Source organism: Paenibacillus sp. FSL R5-0928, from assembly GCF_037970385.1.
Taxonomy (GTDB): domain Bacteria; phylum Bacillota; class Bacilli; order Paenibacillales; family Paenibacillaceae; genus Paenibacillus_AQ; species Paenibacillus_AQ odorifer.
In genome coordinates this window covers 2,958,744-2,979,297 of record NZ_CP150225.1, presented here as the reverse complement: position 1 = coordinate 2,979,297, position 20,554 = coordinate 2,958,744, and the positions used below count along the sequence as shown (strand labels likewise).

Sequence of the window (20,554 nt, the reverse complement as noted above, 5' to 3'; positions counted from 1 at the left end):
CGTTAATGATCTACCGATTCAGTAGACTTTTCTATCATACCATAATCACTCGCTTGAGCAGAAGAGGAATTTCTTCGTCCTTTGGGAATAACTAACTTCATTTCCTTCCAGTCTTCCGGAGTGAGCTCTATATCTTCAACCGTTTCACCATCATGAAAGAGCAGTTGTCCGGAAACTCTCCATGGATTCCCACTTATGCGTGAAGGGATAAAATCTAACATCTGATCCTTTAGTGCAAAACGCACCTTGACTCCCCATCTTAACCCTTGCTCCATCACCTTTTGTGCAGTCGAGCTATGATAATGCCGCCATTCTTTGCTCCAGATCTGCGGTACATTTTCTCCACCGAAGAGAATCTCTTCCTCCTGTTCAGGAGCAATAACCGGCAGGTTAAGAAAAGGATTCCCTTTGGACAGCAATCCTAGTTCTACATTCAGCTCTGGAAGAACATACATTGCTTCGGGGTTTCCTGTTTCATGAGGAAACAAACACCACCCTAGGTTTGTTTCCTCTACCTGTCCTCCAATGATTCTGGAAGGCGCTAACCCCGCGGAGTACAGCTCTTTTCGTATCTGTTCCATACATTGCGGGTCCACTATGAAATGTAAAGGACCGATACGTTCAAGGTTCTCCTGTAAACGCGGGTGAGCTGCGATAGCAGCTCCATCTGCTTCCGTCTGACAGGTCAAAATAATTACTTGGGAGAGTGAGGTACGGCCAATGCTTTTTGCCCATTGCTCAAGAGACATTTGAACCACCGAAGGAAGTCCTCCTAGTGCATGCTCACTTATCCATGAGATGATGTCATCCGGTGACATTCCACGCTCAGCTGCAAGTTCCAACCTCTCTTTCGTCAGCCGGAAGCTCCATATCGTATCACTTTGCTGGAGCTCAGCGCAGCCCGCCAGTGTCCATCGTACAGAATAGGGGACCTCCGGTGGAACCAGCACCTCGAAATCCGGCTGCACAATAAACTGTTCCTGTGTATCTCCAGACCCAACAGCAGCGAATGATCCCCTCTCAGCAGATAACATTGGCTTAGCAGCGGTCCAGCAAAAACACAACATACCCTCAGCGGTTTCTCCCAGCTCGCACCAGCCAAAGCCTGTTAAACAACGTAACCAGTTCAAGCTTGATTGTTCAAGCTCATTACGGGCAACGGTACCTGTGAGATTAGCATCCATCATCCAGTCTAATAGCGCGGGCAGCATTATCCATTTCCCGGGGATAAAATCTGCATTTGAGATTATATAACGAAAATGTTGATCGGCAGGTCCCACGCATCCGCAGCGATTAATTACAATTCCATAGAGAATGTCACTCATCGTCGCTTCAGGAAGCTGCAGCCAACGATCCAATAGCTCCATATCAAGCGTGTACCCGGCGCTCTGCCTGCGAATAAGTCCAAGACACAGCAGGATATCCACCGTCGCAATGACAGAAAGAGTTTTCTGTTCCTCTAAAAGAGAACCCACGGAGAGCCATTGCAAATGCTCCTCGCCAAAAGAGAGCTGCGCCGCTAAGCGGTTTAGATGCTTTTTATGAATAATCCCCTTGGCTGTCAGCGGCAATCCTTCCCAAGCGGTGAACAGCAAAGCCCGAAACAGATCTATCGCCAGTCCGGCCCCCGCCTCCATGGTAAGACTCACTAAATGCCCGGCAACGTATTGCGGCTGATACGGGAAAAATTCTTGTTCAATTGCCGGCAGCTGATCAACAGGAATCTGATACAGCTTTTCGCCCAAAATTTTATGCCTTGCAGTTAACAGCCCCTCGCGGCGCAATTCGTTCATTGCAAGCTTTTGCTCAGCACGACAAAGCGCCACAGGGCGCAATCGTTCTTCTTTCCCTTCTTCAAACGGCTGGGCAGCATAAGCTGCACATAACCGCTTTAATACCTCTAATGCTTCTGTTGATAGCTGGTTCAATGAATGGTTCGCTCCTCTCCACTCGGCATCTTTTTAACGACATATTCATAACCCTGCTCAGTCAAAAACATCCGGCGGCGCAAAGCGAAATCCTGTTCCCGGCTATCTTCAGATACCAGTGTATAAAAATAGGCTTTATTCTCCCCCGCTTTTGGACGGAGGATTCGACCTAGTCGCTGAGCTTCCTCCTGCCGGGATCCATAAGCTCCCGAGACTTCAATAGCAATCGACGCGTCAGGTAAATTCACCGCGAAATTCGCTACTTTTGACACCACCAGTACCTGTATATCTCCCTCGTTAAAAGCCGCATATAGCTCGTCTCTTTCACGCTGCTTCGTTTTGCCGGTAATTAAAGGTGCCCCGATCCTGTTAGCCAGTTCACTTAACTGGTCGAGATATTGTCCAATAACCAGTACCGAAGAGCCTGCATGGACCTTTAGAAGCTTGGCTACAATCTCAGCTTTGGCAGGATTGCATGAAGCCATACGAAATTTTTCTTTTGCCGCCGCGTACATATATTCTTGTTTAAGCTCCGGATTCATGGGCACAATGATCTCTACACATTCCACTTCAGCGATCCAGCCCTGCTGCTCCAGCTCCTTCCAAGGCAGATCGTAGCGTTTCGGTCCGATTAAAGAGAACACATCCCCTTCCTTCCCGTCTTCTCTAACCAAAGTGGCTGTAAGCCCCAGTCGACGTGTAGCCTGAATGTCTGCTGTAGCCCGAAATACAGGCGCTGGAAGCAGGTGAACCTCATCATATATAATCAAGCCCCAATTGCGTTCGTTAAACAGCTTCATATGGAGAAACGGACCGTCTTTGGACGAACGATGGGTTAATATTTGATAGGTGGCAATGGTAACTGGCCGCACTTCTCTTTTTTCACCGGAATATTCTCCCACTGCCTCCCCGGCCAAATCTGTTCGCTCCAGCAGTTCATCCATCCATTGCCTTACGGATGTTGTATTTGAAGTTAAAATTAAGGTTTCACATTGGAGACTTTCAAGTACTGCTACTCCTACAATTGTCTTTCCTGCGCCACAAGGCAGCACCACCACACCGCTTCCCCCTTGTCCTTCTGTCCCTTGAAACAGCTGAACGGCCTCCTGCTGGTATTCACGTAAGCCAAATGAATCGTTTGCCGTATCAGCCTTGCAGGCATCGAGATTCTCCTTCCAGGTCAAGCTAAGCGCTTGTCCTTCATGATATCCGGCGTAGTCGAGAACTGGATAACCCAATCTCATCAGCTCTTGTTTCAAAAGCCCTCTATTCTCCGCAGGACACGAGCATTCCAGAGGATTTATTCTCAGTAGACCCAACGCTTTTAGACCTTGTTCATCACTCAATTCATCCAAAAGCTCAGGAGCATCCGCTCTTAACATAACGACCTCATTCCGAGTCTCTTGGCCATGAAGAGTCAGCTTTCCATATCTGGACAAAAGAGTTTCGATTTCCTCCTCCAGTCCTGTGGGAACACCCCAGCGTGCAAGGTGATGCAGGCTAGTGATAATCTCCTCAGCAGTATAATTAAGCGCAGCCGCATTCCAAAGAGATAACGGGGTAATTCGGTAGGTATGGTAAGCAGGAGGACTTTTTATCAGCTCCGCGAAGGTCCCTAGCTTTTTCCTTGACACCTCAAAATCCGGATGAGCACATTCCAGTAAAATTGTCCGGTCCCTGCGCACGATGCAAGCTCCTGATCCATTCATAGCTTTTCCTCCCTAGTGTTCATGTAATTTAAGCTTGCGCTATGTAATTTTGTTTATTTTCATATAACAGGAAGAAGCCCATCCCCGCATAACGGTCATGAGCTTCCCTATCTGACTATTTAATGTAAATGCTGCTGCGAAATATCATGGAGTGCTTCACCAGCTTCATCCGCAAAAATGTCGCGCACAGCCAGATCTCCAATCGACACTACGCCCACCAGCTTCTGGTCACGTGTCACCGCCAGCCTGCGGATTTGCCAGCCAGCCATTAACTCTGCAGCCTCATCTACTGAAGTATTCTCCGAGACGGTCTGAATCTCTTTACTCATTACAGTTTCCACTGAGGTTGAACCAGGATGTTTAGCCGCATAACCTCTAATCACGAGATCGCGGTCAGTAATTACGCCGATCAGTGTCTTATGTTCTTCATTATCAACAACAGGTATAAATCCAGTGTCATAATCTCGCATTTTCACGGCAACTTCATACACATTATCTTGCAGCGTAACCGTTGCAGGCTCCTTCGTCATAACCTCTTTCACTGTCTTCAAGAATGAACCCTCCTAATCATGGTCTCCATGTTATGGGAATAGGTTCTCCTCTATGAAACGAAATTATACGATTGTGTTCTCACGCATACAGGAATTCGCCATAGCAATGAGCAGCTTCATTCCGTGCAGCATGGCATCTTCGTCAAAATCAAATTTGCTATGGTGATGTGGATAGTCAGCCTCTTTATCCGGATTTCCTGCACCCACAAACATAAAGCAGCCTGGAATCTCCTTAACATAATAGGCAAAATCCTCAGCTGGCATCAGCTTTTCCATCCGAATCACCTCAACAGATTCTCCTAAAGCCGCTGGGGCCACCTCGAAAAACCGCTGCACTTCACCATCGTGATTTACGAGGGGAGGATATCCCATTACGTAATCTATCTTAGCTTCTGCCCCGTAAGCGCTGGCTATAGAAACGGTCATTTCTTCGATTCGCTGGCGTATCAAATGCCGTGTCTCCTCGTCGAATGCCCGCACTGTCCCTGTGATCCGGCATTGCTCGGCAATGACATTCTGGGCGAATCCCCCTTGAATGGTTCCTACACTGAGTACAGCAGGCTCCAGCGGGTTCACAGAGCGGCTTACAATGCTCTGGAGCTGGGTCACCAGCGCCGCTCCCGCCACGATGCTATCAATGGTACGGTTCGGCATGCCGCCGTGTCCGCCTTTGCCAATGATATCTATAAAAAACTCGTCCGCAGACGCCATCAACGGTCCCGGAGCACTCCCTACAGTTCCCATAGGCAATGGAGTCCACAGATGCAGACCATACACCGCATCCGCTCCTTCTAACATGCCTTCGGCGATCATCCCCTGCGCCCCTCCTGGGCATACTTCCTCTGCGGGCTGAAAAAGAAAACGCAGCTCCCCTTCCAGCTCCTCAAGCCGGCTGCTGTAGTAAGAGGCTACACCGAGCAGTATGGAAGTGTGGCCATCATGTCCACAGGCATGCATTACCCCTTCATTTTGCGAAACGTAATCCTTCTTGTTCTCCTCTTTAATAGGTAGGGCGTCCATATCCGCGCGAAGAACAACGGTTTTCCCCGGCCGCTTCCCCCGTAATATGCCAAGCACACCATACCCTGTCCCGCTTTTTCTGACTTCAATTCCGAATTTGGCTAACTTATCTGCTATAAATGCTGACGTTTCCTTTTCATGAAAAGACAACTCCGGATGACGATGCAAATGGCGTCTCCATTCCACGATCTCCGGCATGAGCGAATCAACCGCTAAGCTCTTCATAAGTTCTCCATCCCCTTCTCGATAAACCCGCATCCATAGCAAGCGATAGCAGTCCTGTTCACTTTGTTCCAGCCGCGAACGACTATAATTCTTTTATTGTAGCAGAAACGCAAAAAACTGGGTATTGTTAGGCACTGCCTACTCTTGCACAACCTTTAGAAACATACTATCATGAGGTAGAACATCAGCAATCGGATCAGAAATTCATCATTATACTTCATAAGGGGGATATGCGTGCTATGATTTTTGAGAACACGGGCCTCGTAGGATTGAAGAGTGATCTTCTCTATCTGGACGAGAGTGCCACAAAAGCTGGCTTCATCCGCTGGCAATGGGAATACTATCGTGCCACTTACGACTGCAAAATTGAAGACCCACAGGATGGTGGCGAATACTTCCTACGCATTAACACTCGCGCTGTCGAGGGAAAGCTAGAGAAGTCTGATGCCGTACTTGCAATTGAAGCCGTATACTTAGGAAAAGCAACCTTCCCTCATGGCCTGGAATATGAATCTCCGGTGCCAAAACCAGTATTGGACACTGCTGCTAAGCGGATTCTTGAATTAAAGCAGCTGTTAGAGGCTTGAGTAACAGAAAGGGAACGACGAAACAAAATGTCAGCCTGCCCAAAAGAGGAACACCCGATTTCCAACTACTTATCTTAACACTACTACTTGTGGGTTTCGGTCTAGTCATGGTCTTCAGTGCTAGCTCAAGCTTAACATTAGCAAGCTCGAAGTTCGGTAATGACCCTCTATATTTCATTAAACGCCAAGTGATCTGGATCGTACTCGGAACCGTTGTTATGTTTATAGCTATGAACATTCACTACAGTAAGTTTAAGAAGTGGTATGTACCTATTTTTATCATCACCGTTATTCTTCTGCTCGTGGTAGCCTTCTCTGAAAAAATTAATGGTGCCAAGAGCTGGCTTAGTATCGGGAAACTTGGAATTCAACCCACCGAATTAGCCAAAATATCCATTATCCTGTATATCTCAGCACTCATCACCAAAAAAGGTGAACGGTTTAGAGATTTCCGTACAGGATATATCCCTGTAATGGTTATCGTGGGTATTGTTGCCGGACTTATAATGATGCAGCCGGATTTAGGTTCTTGCCTCATTCTCGTAGCTACCAGCGGACTTGTTATTTATGCCGGTGGTGCCAGCATGAAGCATATTCTGGGCTCTATAGCACTGCTAGTGCTGGGTGTAGGACTAGTTATAGGCGCCAAAGCAGCGATTGATTCCTTATCTCCATCCGATAAAGCCACTGACACTCAGGATTATAGAAAAGGTCGTATCGTTGCCTTTTTAGATCCTTATCAGGTTGCTGAGGGTGATGGTTATAACATTATTCAATCCTTAACCGCTCTTGGCCAAGGTGGAGTAAGTGGTTCCGGCTTCGGCAAAAGCATTCAAAAGCTGGACTATCTAAAATACCCTTATACGGACTTTATCTTCCCCGTAATTGGTGAAGAGTTCGGCTTCCTAGGGACCTCCATATTTTTGATGTTATATCTGTATTTTATCTGGCGGGGTATTCTAATCGCTTTAAGGTGTAAGGATCCCTTTGGTACGCTCGTCGGAATTGGGATTATGGGCCTCATAGCCATTCAGGCCTTTGTCAATATCGGCGGTGTAACCAATACAATCCCTCTTACCGGCGTTACCTTGCCGTTTATCAGCTACGGGGGCTCTTCACTCCTTGTCAGCATGCTGTGCATGGGAATTATGCTAAGCATCTCAAGAGAAACCAACCTTCCTGCCAAAGAGGAAGTAACGAAATCTGTAACAACGGTTAGACAGGTTCGTTCCCGGTAAGCTTTATAAAGCCGGAGGTTAGGGGATATACACATAAAAAAGCAGCCCAGGGAATTAACCTTGGACTGCTTTTTTGTGTACAAGTTTTTTAAGAGATTTCATCATTCTTGAAAGCTACGCCTTCAACTTTGACATTTACCTCAACAATATGAAGTCCAGTCATGCTCTCCACAGCTTCACGTACGTTCTGCTGAAGCATCCGGCACACTTCGTGGATCGGTGTTTCATAGAGAACGATAATTCGTAGATCTACTGCTGCTTCCAGCTGTCCTACTTCAACGGTAACGCCCTTCTGAACGTTCTTACCGCTTAGACGTTTCGCCCAGCCTTCTGACAGGCCACCAGACATGGCTGCAATTCCCGGAGTCTCCAAGGCAGCCAAACCGGCAATTTTTGAGACGACGTCATTTGAAATTCGTATATTTCCCATTTCCAGTTGAAGTTGTTCTGCCATGCCATATCCCCCCTACACTCATTATCAATTATTGTAATTCCAAAACAGGCTAAAAAGCAAATCACTTTATCGCTTTCTCGTTTACACCTAGGAACAATTTGGGTATATTGATTATGAATTCAATCTAAATACATAGATAGGAGTGTCCTTTACATTGAAAAAATGGATTTCACCATCACTGATGGGTATCACCTTTATCCTTAGTGCAATCGGCCATTATGCCGATTGGGATCATACCCTGCAGTTCATTCTCTCAGCAATCGCTGTGGTGTTTGTGGCTGGATTTCTCGGCCGGGCTACTGAAAGTGTAGCTCATTATGCCGGACAGCGACTGGGCGGCTTCCTTAACGCCACCTTCGGCAATGCTGCTGAGCTAATCATTGCCTTCTTCCTGGTCAAGGAAGGATTGTTCGACATGGTCAAAGCCAGTCTTACCGGTTCTATTATCGGCAACCTGTTGCTTGTTCTAGGATTGAGTATTTTCGCCGGCGGGATGAAGTTCAAAGTTCAGAACTTTAACGTAACCCTTGCCGGAATGAATGGCTCCTTGATGATCGTTGCCGTCATTGCCTTATTTGTTCCCGCTATGTTCTTTACCACCCACTCTATTACGGAGAAAGATACAGATGTGCTCAGTTTAATCGTTGCCGGGCTGCTCATCGCTTCGTACATTGCTTGGCTAATCTTCTCCATGATCACGCATAAGAAACATCTAGAGGACGTTACAGAAGAGGGTAAAGAAGAGTTAGCCCATGAACATGCCCCTGCATGGTCCAGAAACAAATCCATCCTTTATCTCGTGCTTGCCACCGTAATGGTAGCCTTCGTGAGTGAGTGGCTGGTAGGTACGTTAGAGACTTTAACAGAACGTTTCGGATTCAGCGAGCTGTTTGTAGGTGCGTTCCTCGTAGCCATCATCGGTAATGCCGCAGAGCACAGTGCAGCCATTATGCTGGCCATGAAGAACAAAATCGGTGCAGCCGTAGAAATTGCAGTTGGAAGCAGTCTCCAAATCGCCCTGTTCGTAGCACCTGTCCTAATCTTCGCCAGTTATTTCATGGGTGATACAATGGACATTGTTTTTACGACCATTGAGATTGTCGCCATCGGTGTAGCCGTCTTTATTGCCAAATCAATTACCCAGGACGGCTCGACTAACTGGTATGAGGGCCTCTTGTTATTAACTGTTTACCTGATTTTAGGAGTCTCCTTCTATCTCGTATAATTATTATTAACCATTGTACACAACAAAAAGCGCACATGAGCGATTCGTCCTCATGTGCGCTTCTATAAATACTTAAGAAACCGATATTTATTCTTCTTTCGCTTTGTTGTTCAAAGCCTCGTAGAGTACTGCTAAGTTACGCTCCAACTTACTTAGTACCATTTTACCAGTAATTTCTGGGACCAAACCTGCTCTAACCGCAAAATCCACTTCTCTGGAGAAACCGTACATCTGGGTATCCAGCACTTCCTCATAGAGAGGGCAGTAGCGTGTTGCCAGATTCTCCATCTGCACTTCTATAAGTTGCTGAATTTTATCGGCATCTTCTTGTAGAAGATTGATTGCTTTAAGATTATACTGTTCCTGTAATTCCGATGAAGTCATGCCTCTATCCCCCCCATGTCCAAAAGTTAAGCTGCTTTTACTATTTTACTTAATATTAGACGAAATCCGGTATCAATACAACAATTCAGTTTATACTAACCATATATTTAAAAGAACCTGCTGCGTTATCCTATCAAGTTTCATATCTACTTCTAGAAAAAACGCCCCACCGAAAACCGGTAGGACGTTTTTAGCACGACTATTACTCAGCAACAACTGTGAATTTCAAACCGTGTTTTGCAAACACTTCAGTCATTGCCTTCTTAGCTTCTTCAGCATCTGCCCCATGAACATGAAGCTCATAGCTTTGGCTGGATACCAAAGTAGTGAACAAACCAAGGATACTTTTAACATCAATGTACTTGTTGTCCGCTTGAAGAACGATTGAAGAGTTGAACTGGCCTGCCGTTTGGGCAATATCGACAATTGCCGCATTGTTACTGGACATAGAAATCCCTCCGCAACTTGATTATAAAACTTTAGTCTTTTGTTATCATTTCTTATGATACATTGAATCCGCTTACTTGTGCAAGGAGTTTTCTTGTTATTACATTTTATTTCAAGTTTTCAGGATTCAGACCTTCGAGTTCCGGCAACACAAAAATTCCATCCTTACGGATCAATACATCGTCAAAATAAATTTCTCCGCCGCCATAATCTGGACGTTGGATCAACACAAGATCCCAGTGAATGGAGGAGCGGTTACCGTTATCTGTAACATCATATGCTTGTCCTGGCGTAAAGTGCAGGCTGCCTGCGATTTTTTCGTCAAAAAGAATATCATTCATCGGGTGAAGAATGTAAGGGTTAAACCCGATAGCGAATTCGCCAATATGACGTGCGCCGTCATCTGAATTCAAAATCTCGTTCAAACGGGCGGAGTCATTGCTGGTGGCTTCAACAATTTTTCCGTTCTCGAATTTGAATTTGATATTTTCAAAGGTCACTCCATTATATACTGACGGTGCATTATAGCTGATCGTTCCATTTACAGAATCGCGAACTGGGGCGCTGTAAACCTCGCCATCCGGAATATTTTTTTGCCCGGAGCATTTCTCTGCACCGATTCCTTTAATCGAGAACTTAAGATCTGTTCCAGCACTCAAAATATGTACCTTATCCGTTCTGCGCATGAGATCAGCTAAAGCATCCTGAGCCTTGTCCATCTTGGCGTAATCCAAATTACACACTTCGAAATAAAAGTCTTCAAACGCTTCAGTGCTAATATTCGCAAGCTGAGCCATGCTCGCATTCGGATAACGCAGCACTACCCACTTCGTGTGCTTCACACGTTGTTCACTGTGCACTGGATGGGAGTACAACGAGTTATACAATTTCATATTTTCTTCAGGAACATCAGACAGGTCATTCACATTCTCACCTGCACGAATCCCGATATAACAATCCATTTGCTTCATCCGGTTCAAGTCAATTTCAGCCCATGTCTGAAGACTCTCACGAGTTGCGTATTTAAGCATGCTGCGCAGGACTGTACGATCTGTTAATTGTACAAAAGCATGACCGCCGGCTTTGCCGATTTCCTCTACAACTGCTTTAATTAAATCTCTTTCATTGCCAATCATTTCGACGAGCACGTTCTCGCCTGGCTGGACATTTACGGAATAACCGACTAGGTTAGCCGCCAGCTTTTGAATTCTGGGATCTTTCATTGTGTATTCTTCCTTCCTCTGTCTAAAAAATAAGCAAGCTTTTCTATTGTAGCACGCCCTGTATGGAGCGCAAGACCTGTAGGATAATGTGAAAATCAACGAAAGCCTGAAAAATTCACCTGTGATACATAAGTTTCATTATCAGATTTATTCCCCGCTTCCGAGTAGGTAACCTTACGATTTAAGGTGAGCTTTCTCGGCAGATTATGTTTTGTATCAACGGTTAAATGGTAGACAGTCTCAACATTAGCTTGTTTCAGCTTTTGCTGTAATTCATTATTTTTCTTCTCCCACAGCTCCACTAAAGCTTGCGTAACCGCCTGATCGTTCTTTGTTATTTTTCCAGCCGAATCAGGTGCTTCAGGTCGAAGGTCTTGCATCTCTTTTTCCAATTCAGCAGTCAGCTGCTTTCTGGCCTCAGCAGGCGTCAGCTCGATCCGCAGCACATTTGTCCCTCTGCCTGCACCCGCATCTTCAGTCACATTAGCCTCCATGGATTGCAGCTCCTCCAGCTGTTTTAACGGATTAAGCAAAGCAAGCGGATTTCCGTCCTCAGATGAACCTTCAGTGGTCAACGCTACCCATTCCCCCTCTTTTTTCTCTAGCTGACTATGGAAAGCTTTCATAGAAGTGATGCCGCTTTTTAAATCTTTAGCGCTATTAGCTGCTTTTTTTGTGGATGAGGATTTATCAGGAAGCAGTGTATACAGATTGACCTTCTTATGGTCCTGTACTGTGCCTTCGTAAAATATCATGGATTCCGGAACGGTCTTTCCACCTTTTGTAAGCATGGTTGACCCTTTAAAAGTAACCCCATCGCTGCCCGTTATACCCGCTAACACCAAACTTAGATCTTTCTTGGCTGGTTTGTCTCTAATAACGCTGCAACCGCTGTTGAACACGCAGGACAAGGTAAAAATCATAAGAACTAACCCCTTTAGTAACAATGACTTTCTCACGGTCATCAGGCCTTTCTTGGAGTATTTTACTTTACAGCCCACTATAGGGTTCTCCCTTCCTGCGCGCCTTATACAGATGCAAATACGTTGCTGCTATCGTTTTCCATACATTGCTCTAACTTATGCGCGTTCGTCGCTTGCTTTCGAATGTCAGTACATACCACCTTCAGACTCACGAAGTTACCGCTGCCAGTCGCCGCACCGTTGTCGCTTTCGGACACAGCTGACCTTAATTACAGTATTTTGCGATATTTCGTATGCCAACGGACTCCATTGCAGCTATTGATCCGAAATGCGCCCGATATGCCCCTCTTATTAAGGAATAGCGTCTCCGGAGTCCGAAAACATGCTTCAATGGCTAAAATCACGCAAATAACGTCATCTGAGTCCGATGCATCGCAGCAGGATGATAGATACACAGTCGAAGCAGCCAGCCATCTGCCAAAACAAAAAGCAGCGACTCTCCAATAAGGGGAGAACCGCTGCTCTGCTATCTTTTTTTACTTATGAGGCAATCCCTTCACACCACTGCCATTCTCTTTAGTGTCAACGATCACCTGGTTACGCCCATTGTTCTTAGCTTTATACAGTGCCATATCCGCTCGATAGAACAGGGATTCCACGCTTACACGTTCGTCCATCCAGCTCCATTCTGCTATACCGCAGGACACTGTTACATTAGGTTCGGTTTCGTTCATCACCCGCTTGCGAATACGCTCAGCCACATTTACTGCCTGTTCTACTCCCATTAATGGTAAATAGACCGACAGTTCTTCTCCGCCCCACCTCGCAGCAATATCACCTTGACGGATGGAGGACTTCACAATTTCACTGACCTCTTTTAAAATCTTGTCACCCTTTTGATGACCATAGGTATCATTCACCATCTTGAACTGATCGATATCCACAACGATTAAGCAACCGCAAAAATCTGTAGACTGCCGTTCCTTTATTTCTTCGTCCAGATAATGACGAGCATAAAGTCCAGTTAGGCTATCTCTGTTCGCTAGACGTCTAACTTCGGCATGCAGCCTTGCGTTCCCTACAGCAAGTCCAATATGCCCCGCCATCGCCTGAAGCAATCTGTAATTGTCATAAGAGAAATAATGGGCATCGCGATGCGCCAACATGATGGCACCACGCACTTCACCACCTACACTTAAAGGTGTGGCAATCAGCGACTGCGACCCGGTAGCATTCATTAAACGAGAAGTAGTATTAGGATTATCTATGTAGTTAGACATGATTAATGATTCCCCAGTAGTATAGACCTTCCCGCCTAAACCTTGTCCTACTTCTAAAATTTCATTTTGCAAGGAAGAATGATTGCAAGCAATAACCTCTAGCCCGCCCTTTTCTTCGTTCATATGTAAAATACAGCAGTAGTCTGCACCAAACATCTCAAGCAGCTCTTCAAACGCAAATTGAAAAATATCCCCTAAACGCAAGCTCTGATTCAGCCGTTGTGTAAGTTCATTACTCATACGCAGCTCACGAATGAGCTGATTGGAGCGTTCATACAGCTTGGCATTCTCAAAAGCAGTACCTGCGGTATCCGCCACCATCGAGAGAAACCGTAAATCTACATCCATAAAGATCGAGTTATCCATCACCATGTGGAATACGCCATAAACCCCTTGCTTCCCGCCTAGCGGAAGACCAATTTCTACAATGTGTTGATCTTCAGTATTGGTGTTCAGAGCAACACGGCCGTCTTTAAATGCTCTAGCGCAGACATCATCACTGGACATCTGAAACGGTAAAGGTTTGACCTGCGGATGAGTGCTGCGGTGATCTTGCGACATAAACAACTCAAGCCTGGCACCAGGGTACATTGCAGAAATGCTATCTATAACCTCCGTAAGCACGGCGTTCACATCAATATTGTCATGCATCCGCTGAACGATCTGAAATAACAAGGAGCGGCGATTGCTCTCACGTTCAGCATGTAGATGAACACTCGCAAGATCAGTTACAAAAATATGTTCAAACTTATGATAGAAAATGGTCCGGTACTGCAACGATATAGCCTCAGCAGTATCTCGTCCACCCATTAAATATTGTTGTGTCGGCATAGCACAGCCCAGGAAAGCAAAAATTTCTTTGTCAACGCGAGTGATGAGCGGTATAGTAAAAAAGCTCATATCCTGACCATGCACCGTCAGTTGAACAGATGAGGTTGTGCCGGAAAGTAAACTAGCTGCCGCCGCCTGCTCCCATTGGTGCCTCCATCGTTCTTGCTGATCGGCAATATTAGCAAAATATCTGCCTTCAAAATTCAGTACACACCAATCCCATGATTTAGCGAACGGTAGTGCCTCTAGCCCATCGATCCATTCCTCGAAGCTGTCTGCAATCAGATTGGCCAAATATGGGAAGTCATGGGACACTATTTCCGTTTCCCTAAGCCAGGCGGTGGGATCTTCGGAATCTCTACTAGCGTGCAATTTGTCCTGTATCAGCATACGACTGTCTTTATAAGCGTATGCTTTCTGTTCTGACATAACGAAGATCCCCTTTGCTTCTCAATTAAGAAAAAAAACCTTCCCAATTAACATCTAATTAACTATATTTTACTCCCTTTCTTTGTGTATTGCATTATATTTTCCTTATTTCCGGGATTTTTTTTAGGACCTAAGAACTAACGACAAAGAATGACAAAAACTCTTTTAATATGCGCTTGACTTTATATACTACTTTCATATAATATTTATTGTTGAACAAGACTGTAACAAGTCTTACTTGGGCGTAACGTTGTGTCACCCTCACGCATTTCGTTACTGCCAGGGCAGCGGCTGAACTTCCCTGGTAGTGTGGAAGCCAATAATGCTAATCACGGATACGAAATGCGGCGCAAATAGAGCCCTAACCTGAAATTTCAAATATAAAGGAGTCTACTATAACATGGCACGTTACACCGGACCTAAATTCAAACTCAGCCGCCGTCTGGGCATTTCCCTTAGCGGTACAGGCAAAGACCTGAAACGCCCTTTCCCACCAGGACAACACGGCGCTAACCAACGCAGAAAAGTAAGTAACTACGGAATGCAGCTTTTGGAAAAACAAAAACTGCGTCACATGTACGGCTTGGGAGAGAAACAATTCCGTACTCTCTTCGCTAAAGCACAAAAACTTCCAGGTCTTGCGGGCGAAAACTTCATGTTCTTGCTTGAAAGCCGCTTGGACAACCTAGTTTACCGTCTTGGATTTGCTAACTCCCGTGCTGGAGCACGTCAGTTGGTATCCCACGGACACGTAACTGTAAACGGCAAAAAAGTCGACATCGCTTCTTACCGTGTAAGCTTGGGCGACGTTATCGGTCTTCGCGAGAAGAGCCAAGGCATGGCTTCCATCAAAGAAGCTCTTGCTAACCGTAACCACCTTCCAGCTTACCTGGAATATGCTGAAGGATCTTTCGAAGGTAAATATATCCGTTTGCCAGAACGTTCCGAGCTTTCCCAGGATATCGATGAGAAACAAATCGTCGAGTTCTACAACCGTTAATATCTCGCTTTTAGCGGGTATGACCGAAGCCTCCGGATTAATCCGGGGGCTTTTTGTTATGTCTATATTCTAAATTCCAAGCCGTTTGTTGCCTATTACACTTTCGCAAATCATACCCTAAATTACTTTATTTATAATTTTTGCACAAAAGTCGAATCTTAAGACCATGAGAATCAGGTAGAAGCGCATTCAAAAACGCCAATTTATGCTATAATAATTCCGTTAAAAGGAGGAATTATCGTCGATGGCTCAAGAGAACAAGAAAAAAAAAGCTAAGAAGCCTTCACCCCGCAGATCCGCCCTAAGCAGGTTCGGTTCTGTAGTTAAGTGGATGTTTATTCTTGGAATAATAGGCGTTCTATTTGCCGGTGGTGCTGTAGCAGGCTATGTCGCTTCCATTGTGAAGGATGAACCTGTTCGCTCCGAAGAAATGATTCAGCAGCAGGTCAGTCAAAATGCGATCACCGGATTCGCTTATTTCCGAGACGGCGCACCGATCGGCCAGCTTCGGACAGAAGAAGACCGAAGGCTCATTGAATTCAACGATATCCCCCAGCTTATTATCGATGCAGTTCTCGCAATAGAGGACAATAATTTTAATGAGCATAATGGCGTGGATTTCAAAGGCACCTTGCGTGCCGTCAAACAAAAGCTTCTCAATGAATCCGTTCAGACCGGAGGCAGTACACTCACCCAGCAGCTCGCAAGACGTGTATTCCTGAATCTGGATCGGACAGAAGATCGTAAAGTAAAAGAAATTCTACTTTCTCTTAGATTGGAACGCTTCTTGACCAAGCAAGAAATATTAACGGCTTATCTGAATAAGGTTCCTTTCGGCAATGGTTCGAATGGCTACAATGTTTTCGGGATTAAAGCAGCAGCCAAGGGGATATTCGGTCTAGACGATCTGGACAAATTGAATGTCGCTCAAGCAGCTTATTTGGCTGGTCTTCCGCAGCTCCCTTCTGCTTATTCTGCATTTAATGGCATAGGTGAATTCAACGAAAAAGCTTTCAACAGAGCTATGGACCGTCAACATCTTGTACTTCGTCGTATGCTTGAGGAGAATAAGATCACTACCTCTCAATATGATGAAGCCCTTAAATTTGATATCAAGAGTTCTCTGGCGCCACATACCAAAAAAGCCTATGCTACATATCCATACCTGATGATGGAGACTGAGCGTAAAGCATCCGAGATCCTTCTATCATTGAATGAAGAGAAAAATGGCACAACGGATGCCAATAGCACTACTGACAATGCCGTGTTACTTGAAGAAGCAAGACAGCAGCTCATGACCGGCGGTTATCGAGTCTACACAACCATTGATAAAAAAGTTTACAATGCAATGCATAGTGTCTCAGAAGACAGCAATAATTTTACTAAAGACAGCAAAACCAAAGGTATGGAACAGACGGCTGGCATGTTAATTGATAACAAAACGGGAGCCATTCTCGGCATGATTGAGGGCCGCGACTTCAATATTGAGCAGATGAATTATGCTACCCAAATGATCCGTCAGCCCGGATCAACTATGAAGCCAATTTCAGCTTATTTACCAGCCTTAGATGCAGGGCTGATTCAGCCTGCCGGGATTGTGGATGACGCGCCAATTATCCTAAAAGACGGCGGAAAAGGATTCCATATTCCCAAGAATGCCAATAACCGCTATCAAGGTCTGGTCACTGCCCGTTACGCACTTAACAAATCGCTCAACTTGCCTGCGCTTAAGCTGTTTAATGAAAAGGTCGGAATAGAGAAATCTTGGGCCTTTACTAAAAAACTGGGGATCACCACCCTCACAGATGATGATTACAGCGCGCAGACTGGGGTTATAGGCGGTCTCAAATACGGTGTATCCGTAGAAGAGTTAACCAATGCCTATTCCGCTATCGGCAACCAGGGAGCCTTTAATGATGCCTACATGATTGAGAAAATCGTCAATTCAGAGGGCAAAATTATCTATCAGCACAAGGTTAATCCTGAGCAAGTATTCTCTAAGCAAACAGCTTACCTAATGACAGATATGCTGCGAACTGTAATTACAGAGGGTACAGCCAGCACCGTAAAAAGAGCATACAAACACTCTAAAGAAATTCCGATTGTCGGTAAGACTGGATCTACCCAGAATTATGGGGACGTATGGTTTATGGGCTACACTCCTGATGTCACATTGGGAATGTGGGTCGGTTACAAAGAGCAAATCAACACCCTTACGGGAGATACACAAAAACGTCAAGCCCAAACATTATGGGCAAAAGTATTGAATGCTGTCATTGATAAGCAGCCGGAACTATTCGTCACAGACAAATTTGCACAGCCTGAAGGAATTATCAAAAAGACAGTTTCAGCATATAGCGGCAAACTGCCAACATCTCTGACTGATAAATTCACAACGGATATATTTAATACAAAATATGTGCCAAAAGAGAGCGACGACGGGATTTCCAAAGCCAAGTATATTACTTACAAAGGCGTCAATTATATCCCGTTGGAAGGTACTCCAGAGGAGTTCCTAAAGGAAAAAATCGTCGTTAAACGTGAGAAGCCGATACAGGAACTCGTCAAAGAACTCCTGGCTGCCTTCCCTAAGATGAAGGATCATAAATCACTGGAGTATTATATGCCAGCCGATGCCAAGACGGATTTCCCAACAGAAGTTGATCCACGAGTGGACGACGGGGCTTCCCCTGCTGCTCCTGGAAATGTTAACGTCTCTTATAGCACTGGTAAAGCGGTCATCAGCTTCTCCGCTAGCAGCTCGGCAGATGTTGTGGGATACCGCTTATATCGTTCATTAAATGGAGGTTCTTTCCAGAAGCAATCTATACTCATGGCAGATGAGAACAAGGTATTCACGCCGGGTACACCGGCAAGTGCTAATGCAACCTTCTATGTAACCGCCGTGGATGTTGCAGGTAATGAGACGGCTTCTGGCAGCGTTGCTGGAGGGATTACACCAACACCAGAAGCAACTCCTACACCTGATCAACAACCTGGCACAGAGCCGCCTACAGAGCCTGAGACGACACCAGGAGACTTTATTGAGGATCCAGGTAACATTCTCCCGCTACCGACGGAAACACCAGCCGGTGGAGGTAACAGTACTGGGGGCAGTAATAATCCCACAGCAGGTAATAATGCAGGGACACGTTAGCCCAAAGATTAATAAATAACTTTACAGAGCAAAACACCGTTCCCATGGATTCATCCGGGAACGGTGTTTTTTTACAATTCATTCTAATCCTCAATCGTGGATAGATCTCCTGTCGGAAGATGCAGCTCCCATGCCTTCAGTACACGCCGCATGATTTTACCTGATCGTGTCTTCGGTAGTTTATCCTTAAACTCGATTTCTCGCGGCGCAGCATGTGCAGACAGGCCTGCTTTGACAAAAGCGGCGATCTCCTCTTTCAGAGCAGCAGTTGGAGTATAACCTTCTCTAAGCGAGATAAAAGCCTTAATAATCTCACCCCGCACAAGATCCGGTTTGCCGATTACACCCGCTTCTGCCACTGCCGGATGTTCCACTAATTTGCTCTCCACTTCAAATGGCCCAATACGCTCACCAGAAGAGTTGATAACATCATCAATTCGTCCCTGAAACCAGAAATATCCTTCGTCATCCATATAAGCGGAATCGCCAGAAATGTACCAGCCAGGAATCCGGAAATATTCCTCATACTTCGTCTGATTGTTCCAGATCGTTTTCATCATGGACGGCCACGGAGTTTTTATCGCAAGATTCCCCATAGAGAACGGCGGAAGAACATTTCCCCGATCATCCAGAATCGCTGCTTCAATCCCCGGTAACGGACGGCCCATTGAGCCTGGTTTGATATCCATTGCCGGATAATTACAAATCAATTGTGCCCCTGTTTCAGTCATCCACCAAGTATCATGTATACGCTGATTGTAAAATTTATCTCCCCAACGCACCACTTCCGGATTTAACGGTTCACCAACCGATAGAACATGGCGCAAACTGCTTAAATCAATCCCCTGTAAAGAGTGCTCCCCTGCACCCATCAACATACGAAAAGCTGTAGGTGCGCTGTACCATACAGATACCTTATTCCGTTCGATTGTCTTATACCAATCCTGAGGACTAAAGCGGCCGCCTCTGACTACATTCGTTACCCCGTTTAACCAAGGGGCAAATATCCCATATGAAGTTCCGGTCACCCAGCCAGGATCTGCCGTACACCAGTATATATCGTCTTGACGTAGATCTAGCACTACTCTGCCTGTATAATAATGTTGAATCATTGCTCTATGCACATGATAAACGCCTTTGGGCTTTCCTGTAGAACCAGATGTATAATGCATAATAAGGCCATCGTCCAAATCAAGCCATTCTAAATTAAGATCAGCTGAAACGTTAGCCATCTCTTCTGCGAATCCTAAGTTTCCTTGCTCAATATCTGTTGCTCCACCTACTAGAAAAATATGACGAAGCTCCGGAAGCTCTTCTCGCTTGACCCGATGCAGCAATTCAGGCGTAGTTACCAGCGCAACGGCTCCACTATCCTCCAAACGATCCTTAACTGCTGTTTCCATGAAGGCTTCGAACAAGGGTCCTGCTATGGCTCCGATTTTGAGAATACCTAGCAGACTGAAATACAGTTCCGGTTGGCGAGGCATAAAAATAAATACCCTATCTCCTTTACCGATGCCATATTTACGCAATACATTTCCGAACCGATTCGACCGTTCCTGCAGATCGGTAAATGTATAGGATTCTTCCCGTACAGTGTCACTGTAGAGTAGGGCCGTTGCCGCTCCCCGCCCTTCATCAACATGGCGATCAACGGCTTCATAGGCCATATTAACCTTGCCGGTTTCATACCATGAGAAATTACGTTCAACATCCTCCCACTCAAAATTGGCTACTGCCTCCGCATAATCAGACATATTGGAGCTCTGCACACGACCCGGCAAAATTTCGCTATGGACTTGACCCATCACTCTTGCCTCCCTCACTCGTTTGATTTAAGCTTTAAGGGTAAGACTCATGTTTTAAATAATGATGTCAATGCAGTGAATGTGAATTTTTTATGTCTGAATTAGTATACCATAGCAAGCGTTTACATACCATTT

The 20,554-nt window shown here is 45.5% G+C and carries 17 protein-coding genes; 6 read left to right on the top strand and 11 right to left on the bottom strand.

The genetic code is table 11. The features are described 5' to 3' along the window. Positions 1-2 precede the first annotated feature (2 nt). The 4 genes from MKZ16_RS13280 to MKZ16_RS13265 form a co-directional block, all read right to left on the bottom strand. Positions 3-1,928 carry a helicase-associated domain-containing protein gene (locus tag MKZ16_RS13280; RefSeq protein ID WP_076104791.1) on the bottom strand — a complete coding sequence of 642 codons (1,926 nt, stop codon included), beginning with the start codon at positions 1,926-1,928 and terminating at the stop codon, positions 3-5. Continuing rightward, entirely contained in the window at positions 1,925-3,637 is a 1,713-nt protein-coding gene (locus tag MKZ16_RS13275) for a DNA repair helicase XPB (protein ID WP_076104790.1), read from the bottom strand. Before MKZ16_RS13275 ends, MKZ16_RS13280 begins: the two co-directional genes overlap by 4 nt. 119 nt (positions 3,638-3,756) lie before the next feature. Then, complete coding sequence (locus tag MKZ16_RS13270) at positions 3,757-4,188, bottom strand: CBS domain-containing protein (protein ID WP_036686162.1); 432 nt, start codon at positions 4,186-4,188, stop codon at positions 3,757-3,759. 63 nt (positions 4,189-4,251) lie between these two features. Continuing rightward, positions 4,252-5,433 carry a M20 family metallopeptidase gene (locus MKZ16_RS13265; RefSeq protein ID WP_076099565.1) on the bottom strand — a complete coding sequence of 394 codons (1,182 nt, stop codon included), beginning with the start codon at positions 5,431-5,433 and terminating at the stop codon, positions 4,252-4,254. Between the two features lie 239 nt (positions 5,434-5,672). On the opposite strand from MKZ16_RS13265, the gene MKZ16_RS13260 reads away from it, so the two are divergent. Continuing rightward, the gene (locus MKZ16_RS13260) at positions 5,673-6,020 is read left to right on the top strand and encodes a YugN family protein (protein ID WP_036686159.1); all 348 of its coding nucleotides are present in this window, start codon (positions 5,673-5,675) and stop codon (positions 6,018-6,020) included. Beyond that, positions 6,017-7,258: a putative lipid II flippase FtsW gene (ftsW, locus tag MKZ16_RS13255; protein WP_080742469.1), complete on the top strand. Its 1,242-nt coding sequence runs from the start codon at positions 6,017-6,019 to the stop codon at positions 7,256-7,258. The genes MKZ16_RS13260 and ftsW overlap by 4 nt, the downstream gene beginning before the upstream one ends. 88 nt (positions 7,259-7,346) lie before the next feature. Here ftsW and MKZ16_RS13250 read toward each other — a convergent pair whose 3' ends face one another. Continuing rightward, positions 7,347-7,712: an Asp23/Gls24 family envelope stress response protein gene (locus MKZ16_RS13250; protein ID WP_019911482.1), complete on the bottom strand. Its 366-nt coding sequence runs from the start codon at positions 7,710-7,712 to the stop codon at positions 7,347-7,349. 154 nt (positions 7,713-7,866) lie between these two features. Here MKZ16_RS13250 and cax point away from each other — a divergent pair, with 154 nt between their 5' ends. Next, complete coding sequence (cax, locus tag MKZ16_RS13245; RefSeq protein ID WP_038570286.1) at positions 7,867-8,937, top strand: calcium/proton exchanger; 1,071 nt, start codon at positions 7,867-7,869, stop codon at positions 8,935-8,937. An 87-nt stretch (positions 8,938-9,024) separates the two neighbouring features. Here the strand turns inward: cax and MKZ16_RS13240 are convergent, their stop codons facing one another. From MKZ16_RS13240 to MKZ16_RS13225, 4 genes are all read right to left on the bottom strand, one after another. Continuing rightward, entirely contained in the window at positions 9,025-9,321 is a 297-nt protein-coding gene (locus MKZ16_RS13240) for a YlaN family protein (protein ID WP_036686156.1), read from the bottom strand. A 202-nt stretch (positions 9,322-9,523) separates the two neighbouring features. Continuing rightward, positions 9,524-9,769 carry an HPr family phosphocarrier protein gene (locus MKZ16_RS13235; protein ID WP_036686154.1) on the bottom strand — a complete coding sequence of 82 codons (246 nt, stop codon included), beginning with the start codon at positions 9,767-9,769 and terminating at the stop codon, positions 9,524-9,526. Between the two features lie 106 nt (positions 9,770-9,875). Further along, positions 9,876-10,991 (bottom strand): aminopeptidase, encoded by a 1,116-nt coding sequence (locus tag MKZ16_RS13230; RefSeq protein ID WP_036686152.1) that lies wholly within the window; start codon positions 10,989-10,991, stop codon positions 9,876-9,878. A gap of 95 nt (positions 10,992-11,086) precedes the next feature. Then, positions 11,087-11,914 (bottom strand): hypothetical protein, encoded by an 828-nt coding sequence (locus MKZ16_RS13225; protein ID WP_076104789.1) that lies wholly within the window; start codon positions 11,912-11,914, stop codon positions 11,087-11,089. Positions 11,915-12,097: 183 nt separating this feature from the next. Between MKZ16_RS13225 and MKZ16_RS13220 the strand changes: the two genes are divergently transcribed. Next, positions 12,098-12,421, top strand: a complete 324-nt coding sequence (locus tag MKZ16_RS13220) for a hypothetical protein (protein WP_143759043.1) — start codon at positions 12,098-12,100, stop codon at positions 12,419-12,421. Between the two features lie 29 nt (positions 12,422-12,450). On the opposite strand, the gene MKZ16_RS13215 is transcribed toward MKZ16_RS13220, so the two are convergent. Then, positions 12,451-14,454: a sensor domain-containing diguanylate cyclase gene (locus MKZ16_RS13215; RefSeq protein ID WP_076104788.1), complete on the bottom strand. Its 2,004-nt coding sequence runs from the start codon at positions 14,452-14,454 to the stop codon at positions 12,451-12,453. 400 nt (positions 14,455-14,854) lie between these two features. Between MKZ16_RS13215 and rpsD the strand changes: the two genes are divergently transcribed. Both rpsD and MKZ16_RS13205 read left to right on the top strand, forming a co-directional pair. Beyond that, entirely contained in the window at positions 14,855-15,454 is a 600-nt protein-coding gene (gene rpsD, locus MKZ16_RS13210) for a 30S ribosomal protein S4 (RefSeq protein ID WP_036686147.1), read from the top strand. Positions 15,455-15,698: 244 nt separating this feature from the next. Next, positions 15,699-18,611 carry a transglycosylase domain-containing protein gene (locus MKZ16_RS13205; protein ID WP_076104787.1) on the top strand — a complete coding sequence of 971 codons (2,913 nt, stop codon included), beginning with the start codon at positions 15,699-15,701 and terminating at the stop codon, positions 18,609-18,611. Between the two features lie 83 nt (positions 18,612-18,694). On the opposite strand, the gene acsA is transcribed toward MKZ16_RS13205, so the two are convergent. Further along, positions 18,695-20,419, bottom strand: a complete 1,725-nt coding sequence (gene acsA, locus MKZ16_RS13200; protein ID WP_036686145.1) for an acetate--CoA ligase — start codon at positions 20,417-20,419, stop codon at positions 18,695-18,697. Between the last annotated feature and the right edge of the window lie 135 nt (positions 20,420-20,554).

Coding starts and splice junctions, on each gene's coding strand:
- MKZ16_RS13275 (WP_076104790.1), bottom strand. CDS start 3,637: ATGAATGGATCAGGAGCTTGCATCGTGCGCAGGGACCGGACAATTTTA.
- MKZ16_RS13265 (WP_076099565.1), bottom strand. CDS start 5,433: ATGAAGAGCTTAGCGGTTGATTCGCTCATGCCGGAGATCGTGGAATGG.
- MKZ16_RS13260 (WP_036686159.1), top strand. CDS start 5,673: ATGATTTTTGAGAACACGGGCCTCGTAGGATTGAAGAGTGATCTTCTC.
- MKZ16_RS13250 (WP_019911482.1), bottom strand. CDS start 7,712: ATGGCAGAACAACTTCAACTGGAAATGGGAAATATACGAATTTCAAAT.
- MKZ16_RS13240 (WP_036686156.1), bottom strand. CDS start 9,321: ATGACTTCATCGGAATTACAGGAACAGTATAATCTTAAAGCAATCAAT.
- MKZ16_RS13235 (WP_036686154.1), bottom strand. CDS start 9,769: ATGTCCAGTAACAATGCGGCAATTGTCGATATTGCCCAAACGGCAGGC.
- MKZ16_RS13230 (WP_036686152.1), bottom strand. CDS start 10,991: ATGAAAGATCCCAGAATTCAAAAGCTGGCGGCTAACCTAGTCGGTTAT.
- MKZ16_RS13225 (WP_076104789.1), bottom strand. CDS start 11,914: ATGATTTTTACCTTGTCCTGCGTGTTCAACAGCGGTTGCAGCGTTATT.
- MKZ16_RS13220 (WP_143759043.1), top strand. CDS start 12,098: ATGTCAGTACATACCACCTTCAGACTCACGAAGTTACCGCTGCCAGTC.
- MKZ16_RS13215 (WP_076104788.1), bottom strand. CDS start 14,454: ATGTCAGAACAGAAAGCATACGCTTATAAAGACAGTCGTATGCTGATA.
- rpsD (WP_036686147.1), top strand. CDS start 14,855: ATGGCACGTTACACCGGACCTAAATTCAAACTCAGCCGCCGTCTGGGC.
- MKZ16_RS13205 (WP_076104787.1), top strand. CDS start 15,699: ATGGCTCAAGAGAACAAGAAAAAAAAAGCTAAGAAGCCTTCACCCCGC.
- acsA (WP_036686145.1), bottom strand. CDS start 20,419: ATGGGTCAAGTCCATAGCGAAATTTTGCCGGGTCGTGTGCAGAGCTCC.